Source organism: Peptococcus niger (assembly GCF_900101835.1).
GTDB lineage: Bacteria > Bacillota > Peptococcia > Peptococcales > Peptococcaceae > Peptococcus > Peptococcus niger.
Genome location: NZ_FNAF01000002.1, coordinates 1 through 14,653 on the forward strand (window position 1 = coordinate 1; position 14,653 = coordinate 14,653).

The 14,653-nt window shown below is 54.8% G+C and carries 12 protein-coding genes; 9 read left to right on the forward strand and 3 right to left on the reverse strand.

Translation table 11 applies throughout. From position 1 onward, the window contains the following. The 5 genes from BLQ16_RS01730 to BLQ16_RS01745 all read left to right on the forward strand — a co-directional run. Nucleotides 1-2,583: S-layer homology domain-containing protein (locus BLQ16_RS01730; RefSeq protein ID WP_144019643.1), on the forward strand; the 2,583-nt coding region annotated here is incomplete at its 5' end. Nucleotides 2,584-2,848: 265 nt separating this feature from the next. After that, nucleotides 2,849-4,786, forward strand: a complete 1,938-nt coding sequence (locus BLQ16_RS01735) for an acyltransferase family protein (protein WP_159427941.1) — start codon at nucleotides 2,849-2,851, stop codon at nucleotides 4,784-4,786. A gap of 121 nt (nucleotides 4,787-4,907) precedes the next feature. Further along, a complete protein-coding gene (gene mltG / locus BLQ16_RS01740) occupies nucleotides 4,908-6,056 on the forward strand; it encodes an endolytic transglycosylase MltG (protein ID WP_091791036.1) in 1,149 nt (382 codons plus the stop codon). A gap of 117 nt (nucleotides 6,057-6,173) precedes the next feature. Next, entirely contained in the window at nucleotides 6,174-6,299 is a 126-nt protein-coding gene (locus BLQ16_RS09870; RefSeq protein WP_278308560.1) for a hypothetical protein, read from the forward strand. A 493-nt stretch (nucleotides 6,300-6,792) separates the two neighbouring features. Next, nucleotides 6,793-8,037, forward strand: coding sequence for an acetate/propionate family kinase (locus tag BLQ16_RS01745; protein ID WP_091791037.1), 1,245 nt, complete (start codon nucleotides 6,793-6,795; stop codon nucleotides 8,035-8,037). A 74-nt stretch (nucleotides 8,038-8,111) separates the two neighbouring features. On the opposite strand, the gene BLQ16_RS01750 is transcribed toward BLQ16_RS01745, so the two are convergent. Next, nucleotides 8,112-8,618 carry a GNAT family N-acetyltransferase gene (locus BLQ16_RS01750; RefSeq protein WP_091791038.1) on the reverse strand — a complete coding sequence of 169 codons (507 nt, stop codon included), beginning with the start codon at nucleotides 8,616-8,618 and terminating at the stop codon, nucleotides 8,112-8,114. Between the two features lie 110 nt (nucleotides 8,619-8,728). Between BLQ16_RS01750 and BLQ16_RS01755 the strand changes: the two genes are divergently transcribed. After that, a complete protein-coding gene (locus BLQ16_RS01755) occupies nucleotides 8,729-9,772 on the forward strand; it encodes an enoyl-CoA hydratase/isomerase family protein (protein ID WP_091791039.1) in 1,044 nt (347 codons plus the stop codon). 62 nt (nucleotides 9,773-9,834) lie between these two features. Continuing rightward, on the forward strand, nucleotides 9,835-9,975 hold the full coding sequence (gene scfA / locus BLQ16_RS01760; RefSeq protein ID WP_091791040.1) for a six-cysteine ranthipeptide SCIFF: 141 nt from the start codon (nucleotides 9,835-9,837) through the stop codon (nucleotides 9,973-9,975). A gap of 117 nt (nucleotides 9,976-10,092) precedes the next feature. Here scfA and BLQ16_RS01765 read toward each other — a convergent pair whose 3' ends face one another. Continuing rightward, nucleotides 10,093-10,992, reverse strand: coding sequence for a D-2-hydroxyacid dehydrogenase (locus BLQ16_RS01765; protein WP_091791041.1), 900 nt, complete (start codon nucleotides 10,990-10,992; stop codon nucleotides 10,093-10,095). A gap of 17 nt (nucleotides 10,993-11,009) precedes the next feature. Continuing rightward, entirely contained in the window at nucleotides 11,010-12,089 is a 1,080-nt protein-coding gene (locus tag BLQ16_RS01770) for a pyridoxal-phosphate-dependent aminotransferase family protein (RefSeq protein ID WP_091791042.1), read from the reverse strand. Nucleotides 12,090-12,367: 278 nt separating this feature from the next. Between BLQ16_RS01770 and BLQ16_RS01775 the strand changes: the two genes are divergently transcribed. Together BLQ16_RS01775 and sppA are read left to right on the forward strand one after the other, a co-directional pair. Next, nucleotides 12,368-13,336, forward strand: coding sequence for a DUF975 family protein (locus BLQ16_RS01775; protein ID WP_091791043.1), 969 nt, complete (start codon nucleotides 12,368-12,370; stop codon nucleotides 13,334-13,336). Further along, nucleotides 13,336-14,367 (forward strand): signal peptide peptidase SppA, encoded by a 1,032-nt coding sequence (sppA, locus tag BLQ16_RS01780; protein ID WP_091791044.1) that lies wholly within the window; start codon nucleotides 13,336-13,338, stop codon nucleotides 14,365-14,367. The genes BLQ16_RS01775 and sppA overlap by 1 nt, the downstream gene beginning before the upstream one ends. The last annotated feature ends 286 nt before the right edge of the window (nucleotides 14,368-14,653 follow it).

Consider the following 14,653-nt stretch of genomic DNA (forward strand, 5'->3'; position numbering starts at 1 on the left):
CCGACCCCGGAAGCAGCAGAGAACTTCAAAGACCCTGCTTGGAACGTGGAAGGCAATCCTTGGGACCAAGCCATTACGAAAGCAACCGAATTTAAAGCCAGTGCAACCAGTTCCACCTTCGACAAGGCAAACATCACCGGCATTGAAGTCACTAAAGACCCGACCACGATGACCTACACCGAAGGCGACAAACCGAAGCACGACGGCATCAAAGTCAAACTCACCGACAAAAACGGCAACACCGTTGAAGTTGAAAAAGACAAACTGGCCGACTACGGCGTTACCGTCACCCCGGCCGAAGACAAAGGCCTTACCGTTAAAGACAACAACGGCAAGCCCTTCGTTGCCAAAGTCAACGGAAAAGATGCCGGCGGCCAAGCGAAAGAACTGACCGCCAACGGCAAGACCAACATCACCGTCAATCCGAAGAACTCGGATAAAGACGTCATCCCCTTCGAACCGTCCGATCCGACCAAGCCGGCAGACAAAGACGACCCCAACATCCCGACAACAGATGACAAGAACAACCCCATCAATCGGGAAGACTACGTCGTCATCGGCTTCAAAGTCAGCCCGGACAACTCGGGAAGCTTAACCCTGGGCGAACAAAAAGACAAAGCAGTCATCTCCGCCCTGGTTAAAAAAGATAGCGAATGGGCAAAAGTCACCCTGCCGATTACTAACGACGGTAACGACTACACCTTCTGGCACTGGGATAACGCCCCGGCAGACAAAGTCGCCGAGGGACAAGTACGCATCGCCAGCTTCATCAAATCCGGCGATGAAATCAGCCCGAATGAGACGAACCCCTTGCCAAAAGACTTCCACAAAGTCACCGTCGCCAAAGGCACCGGCGTCGCAAATAATGATCTCTTCGGCAAAACCTACGCCGTCAAGAAAGACGACACACTAGCCCAAGATAAGTTCCCGACACTAGAAGTTTCAGACGCTACAAAATACAAAGACCCTGCATGGAATGTAACAGATCCGTGGACCGTCCCTGTAGCAGATACTGATGTGACCTATACGGCCAGTGCCACCAGTACGGCCTTTGATGCAAGCAACGTGACAGATATGACGGTTAAAACCCAACCGAAACTTGACTACGTCGAAGGCAGCGCCGACAATGGCAAACTCAACCTGAGCAGCTTAGTCGTTACCTTGACCGACAAAAACGGCAACACCCAAGACGTACCCTTTGCGAAGTTAGACGACTACGGCATCACCGCCGACCCGGCCAATGGCACCGATCTTACCGTCGATGCCAACAACGGCAAGCCGGTTACATTGACCAAAGGGAACTTAACGGCAACAACGGAGAACTTGCAGGTTACTAAGCCCGCTGATAAACCGACCATCACCAATCCTGCCGCCAAGAATGAACCCGGCAAGGATTCCACGACGGTAACCGGTAAGACGACGCCGAAAACGGAAGTCACCGTTAAGGACAAGGATGGTAAGGAAATCGGCAAAGGTAACTCCGACGAAGATGGTAACTTCTCCATCGATACCAACCCGAAACAAAATCCGGGTACGGAAGTGACTGTTACTCCGAAGGACGGTACTCCCGCAAAAGCTACGGTTACGGAAGAATCCGCTCCGGCAAAACCGACCATCGATCAACCTTATGTCGGCGATAAAACCATCAGCGGTACAGGTGAACCGGATGAGATGCTTGTCGTAACGGACAAAGACGACAATCTGATCGCCGAAATACGTGTCGGCAAAAACGGCAAGTGGTCTGTCGATGTACCCACGAACAAACCGCTGAAGAAGGGCGATGAAATTACCGCCACTCAAGATGGCGTTTCCGTTACAGCAACCGTTAAAGCTAAAACCAGCTCCGGTGGTAGCAGTGGCGGCGGATCCGTTATTCCGTCCAAGCCCGAACCCAAACCGGAAAAACCGTCTGAAGGCGATTTGAACAAAGCCGACCACTACCAATACCTCGTTGGGTATCCGGACGGGACCTTTGCTCCCAACCGGGGCATGACCCGGGCTGAAGTGGCCACCATGTTCACCCGTCTCTTAAAAGACCGCCCCGTTAAAGGTAAGGCTTATAAGGTCGCTCTGAGCGACGTTCATGCCGGCGACTGGTATGCCGATACCGTCGGCTATGCCGTCGAAAAAGGCATTGTCTCCGGCTACCCGGATGGCAGCTTCAAACCGAACCAAGCCATTACCCGGGCAGAATTTGCCTCCATTGCCTCCCGCTTTGCTGAACTTACTGAAAGCAAAGACCTGAGCTTCAGCGATCTGGACGCAAGCTACTGGGGCTACAAGGCCATCCGCCTGGCAGCTTCCAACGGTTGGATTTCCGGCTATCCGGATAACACCTTCCGTCCGGAACAAGCCATCACCCGCGCAGAAGTGACCTCCATCACCAACCGCATGCTCAATCGCAGTGCAGACCTCGATTGGATCAATGCGCACAGTGCTAAAGTCATCCACTTCAGCGACGTGAGCGCCGGCGACTGGTTCTTTGAACCGGTCATGGAAGCCACTATGGGCCATGACTTTACCCGCGAAAAAGACGGTAAAGCTGAAAAATGGACCGGTCTGAACGACAAGACCTTTATTTAAGGGCAAGTTGTTGAGATTGGCGTCTAAGGGACGTTAAACCAAGCGCACCGCTTGCAATTCTTGCAGGCGGTGCGCTTTTTTGCCTGGCCGGCCCGGAGCCGGAGCGGTTGGTCCGGGCTGGGGGATGGCTGCCGGATAGGGGCGAGGGGGGATTTGGTTGTAGCTTAGCTGTCGTTTATTGGTAAAAAATGACTGCCGGCATATTGGATTAGGCGGTTCCCTTTGATACAATACAATGAAGAACGATTTATGAAAGGGACCTATGATGCAAAAGAAAAAAGCGTATTACCCGGCCTTGGAAACCATGCGGATTATAGCCATTGCCGGGGTGGTGGCGTATCATTATTATCCTCAATACCTGCCGGGCAGCTTTATTGGGGTGGATATTTTCCTGGCCCTGTCGGGCTTTTTGCTGGCGCGGTCTTTGCAGGCCAAGTATGAGGAGGGGGTGCCGCTCCGGTACGGGGCCTTTTTGTTGAAGCGGGTCAAGCGCCTGTGGTGGCCGCTTTTCTGGATGCTCTTGCTATCGGTTGCCTTTATCAACCTGGCGGCGCCGTCTTTTTTGTATAACATCCGGATGACGGCCCTTAGCGGGCTGACCTTTACCAACAATTGGTGGCAGATCCAGCAGGGGTCGTCTTACTTTGCGGACTTTGTCCACCCGTCGGCTTATACCCACTTGTGGTATGTGGCGCTGATCATGCAGGTGCTGGTGGTTCTTCCGCTGGTGATGCGGGGGGGCCAGCGGCTCTTGGGCAACCCTTACCGGCTGGCGGGGCTCTTGGGCCTCTTAGCGCTGGCCAGTGCGCTGGCGATGGGGGTCCTGTATGTGCCCTCGGGCGACCCGTCGCGGGTATATTATGGGACGGATACCCGGGCTTTTGCCGTCTTGATTGGGGCGGTCGGCGGGCTCTTGTCTGAAGCGCGGTTTGGCGACTTGCTGGGCCGGCGCTGGCCGGTCTTACGCCGCCTGCCGATGGGGGATGTTTTGACCCTAGTCGGCTTGGGCGGGTTGATGATTTTGGCCTTTCACTTGATGGACCAGAGTAGCTTTACCTACCGGGGTGGTTTGGTCCTGGCGGCCTTGGCCTCTACGGTGACCTTTTTAGGGCTGACGGCCCGCAGTGCTGTTTTGGGGCACTTGCTGTCCTGGAAACCCCTGGTGGCGCTGGGCAACCGCACCTATGCGATATACCTGTGGTACTACCCGGTTTATGCGGTCAGCGGAACTGTGCCAAATCTGCAAAAATGGCCGCCGGTCCAATGGCTGATTTTGCTGGCCCTTGGACTCCTCACCCATTCCCTGGCAGAAGGGCTTTTAGGCCGTCGGCTCATGGTGACGGTAAAAGCTGTTCCCTCGCTTTTTTCAGATGGATTCAGCAAGGCCAGCTTGCAGGACGGGATCCGTCGCTGGCCGGCGCGGGCTCTGGCCCTGCTTTTGCTGGTGCTGATGGTTCTTTCAGCGACCATCGGTCTGGTGCGGGCCCCGGCGGGGAAAAATCAGACGGTGGCTGAAATGCAGGCGCAACTGGCGGAGACGCAGAAAAAACTGGAGGCCCGGCAAAAGGCGGCGGCCCGGGAAGAAGTGGCGGAAATTGGCGCCATTGAAGGGCTTTCCGATGAGCAGCGCCTGTTTGCCGCCAAGGCGGATGTGACCTTTATTGGCGATTCGATTTTACTGAGTGCGGCCCAGCCCCTGGCGGAAGCCTTCCCCAAGGCGGTCATTGACGGGCAGGTCGGCCGGCAGCTGAACCAGAGCGGAGAGGTTGTTGACCGCCTGGTACAGGACAACCGGCTGGCACCGACGGTGGTCCTCGTTCTCGGGTCAAACGGGCCCTTTACGGAAGAACAGTTGACGGCACTGACCAATAAACTGGGCAAGCGGAAGCTCTACTTTGTCAACACCCATGTGGCCCGCCAGTGGCAGGACGATGTGAACGCCATGTTGACGGCCTATGTGAAGGCGCATAAAAATGCCCGGCTGATCGACTGGAAATCGCTCATTGAGCAACATCCGGACTGGCTTTATGAGGACAACACCCACTGCAACCCGGAGGGGGCCCAGGGCTTTATGCAACTGGTGGTGCAGAACCTTTATGACGATGCAGGTTCTTCTGTCGGGAAGGGACATAAAGCACATAAAAGCGATGGAAAAAGCAGCGATAAGGGCGTTCATTCATCGGCAAAAGACAAGAAAAATTAACAGTTGTTGATGAAGGGCTACAAGCCCTTTACAGGGGCCTTATTAGCAGGCACAAAACTTGCAATTCACAAGGGCTTAGGCTATAATTCTTTAAGATATTAAACCATAAGGAGGTCTGCTCATGCCGGAAGTATCCAGCGAGCGCCTTGAGCGCCGTTGCGCCGAACGCGCGGCCCGTCGCAAACGTCGGCGGAAGCGGCGTTTTAAGATTGGCTGCAGCGCATTTCTCTTACTCATCCTCTTGGCCTTTGTTGCCGTCGGGGTGCGTATGATTCAAGTTAATCAGAATACCCAGGAGATGGAAGCGGACAAGAAACCGGCCATTTCCGTAACCATTGAAGAGGGTGAAAAGGTTAGCGATATCGCCGCTAAACTGGAAAAAGAAGGCGTGATTAAAAACGCAGGTCTTTTTAAACTTTATGTCCGGGTGAAAAACGAAGGGGCCGACTTTAAGGCTGGGACCCACATGTTTGCCGAAAAGATGTCTATGAAAGCCGTAGTTAAGGAGCTGAAAAACGCTTCAGGTGGTGGTGCCGGCGTGGTCAAAATCCTGGTCCGTGAAGGCACAACCCTTAAAGAAATTGCCGCAGCGGTGGAAAAGGCCACCGGCATTCCCAAGAAAGAATTTATGGCCCAGGTGACGGATAAGGCCTTCGTCAAGAAAATGGTGGACCGTCATCCGGATTTGTTGACTGATGTTGCCTCCTCTGAGGGCGTCCGTTATACGCTGGAAGGCTATCTCTTCCCGGCGACCTACGATTATAATTTAAAAGAGGGGTTGCCGTCGCTGATTACCCAGATGGTGGACAAGTGCGCGGAAGTGGTCAAGCCCTTTGAGGCAGACATTCAAGCCTCCGGCCATTCAGTGAATGAAATCATGGCCATGGCCTCTTTGATTGAAAAAGAAGGGGTTACGACCAAGGACCGGCAGCAGATTTCCTCTGTTTTTTACAATCGGATTGCGCAGGGGATGCCCATCCAGTCGGATATTTCCATTCTTTATGCCCTAGGGACCCACAAAGAAGTGGTTACCTTTAAAGATTTGGAAGTGGATTCGCCCTACAACCTGTATAAGAACAAGGGCTTGCCGCCGGGCCCGATGAATTGCCCGTCGGAAGAGGCCATTGACGCCGCCGTTCACCCGGCGGATACGAACTATATTTACTTCTATGCCGACCTGAAAACCGGTAAGGTTTACTTTACCGATGATTATGAGCAACACCTGGCCTGGCAGGAAGAGTATGAAAAGAACGGCACCATTGCCGGATGACCCGGTCCGCAACCAGGGGCCAAATAAAGGGCCTTACAGCTGCCTTGAGGGCAATCCCCCTCCAGGCAGCTTTTTTGTGCCTTGAAAGGGCAGCTGGGCCGGCGGAACAGGGGGTTGGTGCAAGGGGGGGGAGACCTGGCGGTGGCCGGTGGGCCGGTCCTTGTGGACAGACGGGGCGGACTTGGCCCGTCTGCGGTTATGGCAGCAGGGGCGGCGGGGCAGGTGGCCCTGCCGATAAGCTGAGGACCTTTGTCGCCTGGCCGAGGATAGGCGCCGGCAGCAGGGCTGACGGCCCTTGTCCACAGGCGGGCTGGCGGATGAGAAGGCGGCAGACCCCTTTAAACCGGGGCTTGGTCGGAAGGGGGCTGGGTTTATCCCCATTATCCACAGGTCATCCACAGGCTTGCACACAAAACTATGCACAAGGGCCAAAAAGCGCCGTCAAGGGGTTTGCCGAGGCGAACATGCCATCCCCCTGTCAAAAGCCCTTGACCAATAGGGTTGGCGGATTGTCATTGAATTGTTACAAAAAGGCTGTTTTACCCAGCTTATCCACAAGTTATCCACAATCTGGGGAAAACAGCTGTTTTCTTTAGCAATTGACAAGGTTTTGATATCCCCTTGACCTTTAGCAGCTATAATCATACTTGATATGGATATTTGAGAGTTGACAAAGACCCGTTTAGCATGAATAATAGATAGAAGTGACCTATAAATCTCAGGAAGAGGTGGAAGAATGTTAGTATTGGTTATCAACAGCGGGAGTTCTTCTTTGAAGTTCCAATTGCTGGACATGGAAACCGAAGAAGTGATCTCTAAAGGCGTTGTTGAAAGAATCGGCTCTCGTCAGAAAGCCAACATTACCTTGCAGGCCAAGGGCTTGAAGGTGAAAGAAGAACAGGATATCCCCAACCACCGCGTGGCCGTTGCCCGGGTGGTAGACGGTTTGCTCATCGGTGAATTGAGCGTGCTGAATTCGCTGGAAGAAATCGGGGTTGTCGGACACCGCGTCGTTCAAGGGGGTACCACCTTTGACCACGCCATTTGCTTGGACAAGAATGTTATCAGTAAAATCCGTCAATACAGCTCCATTGCGCCCTTGCACAATCCGCCGGCTTTGGCCGGGATTGTTGCCTGCCAGGCCCACATGCCCGGGATTCCACAAGTGGCGGTCTTTGATACGGCCTTCCACCACACCATGAATCAAGAGCATTATATGTATGGCATCAACTATGAGGACTATGAAAAATTCGGCGTCCGCCGTTATGGCGCCCACGGGACCAGCCATAAATACGTGGCAAACGAATTGGCCAAGGCCATGGGTAAGGACATTCGTGATCTGAAACTGATCACCTGTCACCTGGGCAACGGGGCCTCCATTACCGCTGTTGAAGGCGGTCAAGTGGTGACTACGTCCATGGGTTTTACCCCCTTGGAAGGTTTGATGATGGGGACCCGGTCCGGGGACATTGACGCCGCAGCGGTGCTTTTCCTGATGGAACACAAACAGATGGACGTCATCCAAACCGACGATTATTTGAACAAGCAGTGCGGTCTTTTGGGCATCAGCGGCATCTCTAATGACTTCCGCGACATTGAAGCCGCCATGGATGAAGGCAATGAACGCGCCACCCTGGCCTACAACATGTTTGTCTTGAAGGTGCGCGAGTACATCGGCCGGTATGTGGCCCTGATGAACGGGGTAGACGGGATTGTCTTTACCGCCGGGATCGGTGAAAATGATGACCGGGTTCGGGCTTCCATCTGCCGTGATTTGGACTACCTGGGCATTGAAATTGATGAAAGCAAAAATGCCGGTTGCCGTGAACGTCGTGAATTGACCAAGGAAGGCGCACGGGTGCGCACCTTTGTCATCCCGACCAACGAAGAATTGGCCATTGCGCGTGAAACCATCGAAAGTTTGATCAAATACCCTTGCGACTGTCTGAGCAAGGACGATGTCCAAGACGACGATTTTTAAGCCGTCAGAGCAAGCTTTAAGCATATAAAGAAGCTCCCATGCCATTTGCATGGGAGCTTTTTGTATGCGCAGGGTTAATCCAGCTTGTAGTTGGCGGTTTTATACCAGAATTGACATTTTTCACGATCGCCGCTCCGCCAAGCGGGGGTGCCGCGCGGGACCTCGGCGATGCCGTCAAACCGGCCCTTGAGATTTTCCAGGGTCCGCCGGGAGGGGGCGTTGTCCGGGTCACAGGTGATGAGGACCGTTTCCATCTTCAGGCGATAGGCGAAGCCCAAGAGGAGGCGGGCCGCCGCCTGGGCGTAGCCGTGGCCGCGATAGCTGGGAAAAATGCGGTAACCGATGTGTCCCGCATAGGCGATTTCTTCCGCCCAGCCCCAGCGCAGGTCGCACATGCCCATCAGGTCCCGGTCCTGGTTGTAAATCGAAAAGAACCAGCAGGGCAGACGGGCCACATAGGCAGAGCCGTAGCTGTACCGGGTCAGGACCAATTGCAGGTCATCGGTGGCCAGGTCTTCGTATAAAATTTCGGGCCGGTCGGGTTTGCTGTGGAACAGCAGCCGTCTGATGGTATCGCTCATGAGCAGCCTCCTTTCTTTTAGAATACCCTCCGAGGGCCCGTTCGTCAATAAAAAGACAGGGGGGCGGGTATGTGGAAGGCAAAAGAAGCTTGCGAAAAAGGAGGAAGGGTATGATTACTGAACGACAAAAGGGCGTTGGGATCATCCGGCTGAATCGACCGGAGAAGCTCAATGCCTTGACCCTAGACGATATTCACCAAATGAGCGCTGTCCTCGAGGAATGGGTGGCGGATGAGGCCATTTCCTGGGTGCTGTTAGAAGGGGAAGGGCGGGCTTTTTGCGCCGGCGGCGATGTGGTGGCCCTCTACCGGTACAGCATGGAGACAGGTCAGTTCCCGGTCCCCTTTTTCAGGGATGAATTTGCCCTGGACCGGCAGGTCCACCATTTTCCCAAGCCGGTGGTGAGCCTTTACAAGGGGGTGACCATGGGGGGTGGTGTCGGTCTGACGGTGAATGCGGACCTGCGGATTACCGATGAGACCCTGGTCTGGGCCATGCCGGAAACCCGGCTGGGCTTTATGCCGGATGTGGCCATGGGCTGGTATCTTTCGCGGCTTCCTCAAGCGGACGGCCTCTACCTCTCCCTTTTGGGCGGTCAATTGGATTGGCAGGATGCCCTTTATTACGGCTTTGCCGACCTGGGCATCCAGAGCCAGGATAGGGCGGCTGTCCGGTCGGCCTTACTGGCTGTGGAGGCTGATGGGTTGGATTACGATGGCCTTGTAGAGCAATTACAGGCCGCTGTAGCCCCTTATCGCCAGGTACCGGGGGTAGGGCCCTATCGACGGGAAATAGCGCCTCAGACGGCCCGTTATTTTGAGGCAGACCACTTGGGGGTCTTGATGGAAGGCCTGCAGGCCTCCCACGAACCTTTTGCGACCCAGGCCTTGGCCGGCTTGCTGTCGCGGAGCCCCTTGGCGGTGGCGATGACCTTCCTCAAGTACTTTTACGGCAAAAATTGGACGCGAGATGAGACCTTTGCGGTGGACCTGCACTTGCTGGCGCATTTGTGGGACAAAGAAGAACCCCTGAAGGCCATCCGGGCGACCATGGTGGATAAAAATTATCGGCCGTCCTACTGGCGCACCTCTTTTGGCGACTTGGACTGGCCCGGCTTGCACGAGTTTTTTTCAGCCATGCCGGTAGAGGGCTAAACCTTGCCCGGAAGGGCGCTTTCTGATATACTGAAATAAATTCGCAGAAAGGGGCGCTAACAATGGCAAAACGCATTAAAACGATCAGCAAACAACAGCTGCAGAAAACATTGAAAACCGGTGGCTGCGGTGAATGCCAGACCTCTTGTCAGTCTGCTTGCAAAACCAGCTGCACCGTTGGGAACCAAGTCTGCAAACACTAAAAAAAGCCCGCTGCTAGGCGGGCTTTTTCAATTTGTCGTGGCGGCAACTTGTCCTGGCTGTAAAAATCGCCATCTCCGAATTCATTCGGGAGATGGCGATTTTTTTGATGGGCTTGTTCAGCAGAGTTCCTCTTTGACCACGTCCACCACTTCCTTGCCCACCCGGGTCTGGGCTTCATAGGTTTGAGCGCCCAGGTGGGGGGTTACGCTGACGTTGGGGTGGTTGACCAGGTCCAGGTTGACGTCCGGTTCGCCGACGAAAACGTCCAGGCCGGCGGCAGCCACCTTACCGGTGGTCAGGGCTTCCAGCAGGGCGGCTTCGTCAATCAATCCGCCACGGGCGCAATTGACCAGGCGGACGCCGTCTTTCATGCTGGCGATGGCGCCACCGTCCAGGAGCGGCTTGCCGTCCTTTGAGGCGGGGGTGTGCAGGGTGATGAAGTCTGCCTTTTGAATGAGGTCGGCCATGTCGGCGTAGGTGTAGGGCACCTGGTCATCAGCGCCGACGATGTCATAATAGAGGATGTCCATGCCCAGGGCGGCGCACTTATCCGCCAGAAGACGGGCCGTATGGCCGAAGCCGATGAGGCCGAGGGTCTTGCCGGCCAATTCAACGCCCCGGTAGTTTTTCTTGTTCCATTCGCCCTTGCGCATGGTGACGTTGGCAGCGGCGATGAAGCGGCTGACGGCAAAGAGCTGGGCCAGGGTCAGTTCCGCCATGGCGTTGGCATTGGCGGAGGGGGTGTTGCGGACGTGGATGCCCTGGTCTTTGGCATAGGCATGGTCGATGTTGTCAATGCCGACGCCGGCGCGGACGATGAGTTTCAACTGTCCGGTCTTGGCGATATCGATCTGGGCTTGACGAATTTGCGTTGCCGAGCGGATGATCACCGCATCATAGTCCTTTAGGGCCTCGCCCAGGGCGTCCGGTTCGTAAAAGTGTTCGTCAACCTCTGCAAATTCTTGTAAGGCGGCAATGGCATCCTTTGCCAGGCCGTCGGTAATCAATATTTTCATTAAATTAGAACCTCCATTTATAAGCCGAGAATATCTTCAATATCCGCCAGAAGCGCATTTAAATCGTCCATGGTGACTTCGCCCAGGTGCGCAATGCGGAAGGTTTTTTCTTTTAAGTCGCCGTAACCGTTGGACATGGTTTTGCCCCGTTCGCCCAGGGCCTTGTTCAAGTCCGCCACTGAAATGCCACGGGTGTTCAGGATAACGGTCAGGGTGGTGGCCATATAGCCTTCTTCCGGGAAGAGGTCAAAATGCTCCTTCGCCCAGGCACGGCAACGGTCGGCCATGGCCTGGTGGCGGGCAAAACGAGCGTCCAGCCCCTCGGCTAAAATGTGGTCCAGCTGCTTGTCCATGGCGTACATCAGGCTGACATTCGGGGTGGACGGATACTGGTAGTTCTTCTTAGTGATGCGGTCATAAATGGCCCGCAAATCGAAATAAACGCCGCGGTGGTCAACTTCCGCTGTGCGGTCGTAGGCCTTTTGGCTCATGGTGCAGACGGCCATGCCCGGCGGCAGGGCCAGGGCCTTGTGGGTGGAGGTCAGAAGAATGTCGATGCCCAACCGGTCCACTTCAATTTTCATCCCGCCGGCAGAAGAGACGCCGTCCACGCACCAGACGATTTCCGGAAAGTCCCGGACGACTTCGGCGATTTCTTCTAAATTATTCGCCACCCCGGTGGCCGTTTCGCTGTGGGTGGTGGTGAGCAGGTCGTATTGGCCGGTGGCCAGGGCCTCGCGAATGGCTTCCGCCGGCACGTGCTTGCCCAGGTCAACTTCCAATAAATCGGCCGGCACGTTGTTGGCCACCGCCATTTTGTACCAGCGCTTGCCAAAGTCGCCCATGGCGCAGCACAGGGACCGTTTGGCGGTACAGGAGCGGACGGAGGCTTCCATCAGGCCGCTGCCCGACGAGGTGGACAGGAGCACCAGGTTCTCGGTATAGAAAACTTTCTGTAATTTTTCGGTAATGGCTTTTTGCAAAGCGGAAATTTCTTTGGTGCGGTGACCGATGAGGGGACGTGCCATTTCATCAAGCACGTCCGGCAGCACTTCGGTCGGCCCCGGAATAAACAGTTGTTTGTGGTCAATTTGCATAGATATGCCTCCCTAATCTCCTAAAGTGACGTCATGGTATCACATGGACGCAAGTACTTCAAGCAAGGATGGGTGTCCATAGTACATAAAATATGCTTATAGAATGAGATTATGCCCCGGCGGGGGAAACTTGACGGGAAGGGGTCTTTTGCGGTAGAATACTAATGTATTAGTTCGCTAGGACAAGATGTGTAAGGCGATTGACATATGGGTAAAAGAAGTCAGTTGCCCCTTCGAAATCTTATTCGACCTAAAATTAAAAAAAGGATGGTGGATTTATGAGTTTTCAATTTTCCGAACCCTTTCCCCGGGCACAAATGAAAAGCGATGCCAGGGAAGCCTTGCGCGGCCACTGGCTGGCGGCGATTTGCATCATGCTTTTGTACTCTGTTTTTTCCTATCTTGGCACCTATGCCATGATGAAAATGATGCTGCCGGGCGTTAGCCTGACCGATTTCATGTTTGGCTCCGGCAAGCTCATGCAGCAGGCGATGGAGCAAGGACCGGCCTTGGCTTCCAACCCGCAGACCCTGGCCTTTCTGGGCCTGGTGGGGTTGATTGTGGGCATTTTGTTGTCCGGGATCTTTCAGATGGCCTTGGTTATGTGGGCCTCAGCTATCGCCGAACGACGTAGCGATGAAACGACTTTAGGGGCCTTTTTCGGCTTCTTCTCTTACGGCTTGACCGGTGCCCTGATGTTTATTTGGATGAACCTTTGGCTGCTGGTTTGGACCCTGCCCTTTACCCTCGCCATGGGCGTCATCGGCTTTCTTGCAGGGGGAAATGACACCATCACGACGGTGGCGATGGTGGTCATCATGGTTGCCATGATGGTCGTGATCATTTGGAAGAGCATTCAATACTCCATGGCTTTTTACGCCTTGGCGCAAGACCCGGACATCGGTGTCCGCCGGGCCCTCCGGCTGTCCATTGAACGGACGACCGGTCACATTCGGGACTTGTTCGTCATGTACCTGTCCTTTATCGGGTGGCTGATTTTGACCAGCCTCCTGCCGCCGGTCCAGCTCTACGTCATGCCCTATATGACCGTTTCCTTTGTTAATGCTTGGCGCTTCCTGCGCCCGGGCGGCATTGACGCCGGTAGAACCGGCCTGTCGGTAGCGCCTGAAGACGCATCGGACCAGCGGGCATCAGCCCCGGACATGCCTGAGGCAGCCCCCCTTGGCCTGCCGAGTGAGCCGGCGCCGCAAGATACCCAAGAAGATACACAAGAGGAGAATAAGTAATGTCACCTGAATCCAACCCCTTCTTTATAGAAGGGACACCCAAGCCGGAAGAGCCGTCCGGGAAGCGCCGGTTAAAAGGCAAGAGCCCCTTGACGGCCGCCCTTATCATTGGCGGTCTCCTGCTGGCGCTGGTGGCGCTTGTGGTCCTGGCGCCCGGCGATGGCCAAACGGCCCACGATAAGAGCTGGTCCAGTCTGCACGACAATATTGCCGCCATTGACATTACCGGGGCGATTGAAGAAGAGGGAGAGACCTACAACCAGCAATGGCTGGAAGAAACCATTGATAACGCCCGTTTGGACACGAAAAACAAGGCCATCTTATTGCGGATTGACTCCCCCGGGGGCACCATTTATGAAAGCGATGCCACCTGGCAGGCCTTGATGCGGTATAAAAAAGAAACCAAACGCCCGATTTACGCCTATGGGGAGCACCTCATGGCCTCAGGAGGCTACTATATTGCGTCTGCAGCCGACAACATCGGTGCCGACCGCAATTCCCTGGTCGGGTCCATCGGCGTGATTGGCGGTCGTTTCGTGGATGCGACGGGCCTCTTCGATAAGCTTGGCGTCAAGACCACGACCGTTCATACCGGCGCCAACAAGCTGATGGGCGGGCTGACTGAGCCCCCCACAGAAGAGCAAATTGCCATCATGCAGCGGCTGAGCGATGAGGCCTATGACCAGTTTGTGGACATTGTCTCCAAGGGGCGCAAGATGAGCCCTGAAGAAGTCAAGGCCTTGGCCGACGGCCGCATCTACACCTCTCGGCAAGCCCTCGCCAATGGCCTCCTGGATGAAGTCATGTCCTATGACGCCTATGAAAAGCGCCTGAAAAAACGGCTGAAAGATGACAACATTAAAGTCGTTCCCTATGCCTATAATGCGCCTAGGACCTGGGGTATTTTCCCCCTGGGTCAGCAGCAAACGGGCCTCTTGAAAAATCTTTTTGGCGGCAACGATTTAACCGCCGCTGTTCAAACCTTAAAAGACCTGCAAGTCACCGAGCCCATGTACCTTTATGAAGGCTAAACCGACCCGGTCCCAAGGATGCAACCCTTGGGGCCGGGCCTTTTTTGCAAGGCTTGCCCCCTTTTGAACGGGAGCGGTAAGGGCAGTTATGGTGGGGCGCAGGGGCTGACGGATGCAGAGGGAAAGACCCTGGGCTTCCGATTTCTTCAAGAAATATTTTGCGCTGTATAAATTTCGTGAATGGCCGATAAGGGGTTTTAGGGGAGGGTATAAGCAAGGTGAATACCCGTATAGGTGGATTAAATTGTACAAGGGTAAAAGAAGTTTGTATAATTGCTATAGAGAA

Coding starts and splice junctions, on each gene's coding strand:
- BLQ16_RS01750 (WP_091791038.1), bottom strand. CDS start 8,618: ATGAGCGATACCATCAGACGGCTGCTGTTCCACAGCAAACCCGACCGG.
- sppA (WP_091791044.1), top strand. CDS start 13,336: ATGTCACCTGAATCCAACCCCTTCTTTATAGAAGGGACACCCAAGCCG.
- BLQ16_RS01765 (WP_091791041.1), bottom strand. CDS start 10,992: ATGAAAATATTGATTACCGACGGCCTGGCAAAGGATGCCATTGCCGCC.
- BLQ16_RS01755 (WP_091791039.1), top strand. CDS start 8,729: ATGATTACTGAACGACAAAAGGGCGTTGGGATCATCCGGCTGAATCGA.
- BLQ16_RS01775 (WP_091791043.1), top strand. CDS start 12,368: ATGAGTTTTCAATTTTCCGAACCCTTTCCCCGGGCACAAATGAAAAGC.
- BLQ16_RS01745 (WP_091791037.1), top strand. CDS start 6,793: ATGTTAGTATTGGTTATCAACAGCGGGAGTTCTTCTTTGAAGTTCCAA.
- scfA (WP_091791040.1), top strand. CDS start 9,835: ATGGCAAAACGCATTAAAACGATCAGCAAACAACAGCTGCAGAAAACA.
- BLQ16_RS01770 (WP_091791042.1), bottom strand. CDS start 12,089: ATGCAAATTGACCACAAACAACTGTTTATTCCGGGGCCGACCGAAGTG.
- mltG (WP_091791036.1), top strand. CDS start 4,908: ATGCCGGAAGTATCCAGCGAGCGCCTTGAGCGCCGTTGCGCCGAACGC.
- BLQ16_RS01735 (WP_159427941.1), top strand. CDS start 2,849: ATGCAAAAGAAAAAAGCGTATTACCCGGCCTTGGAAACCATGCGGATT.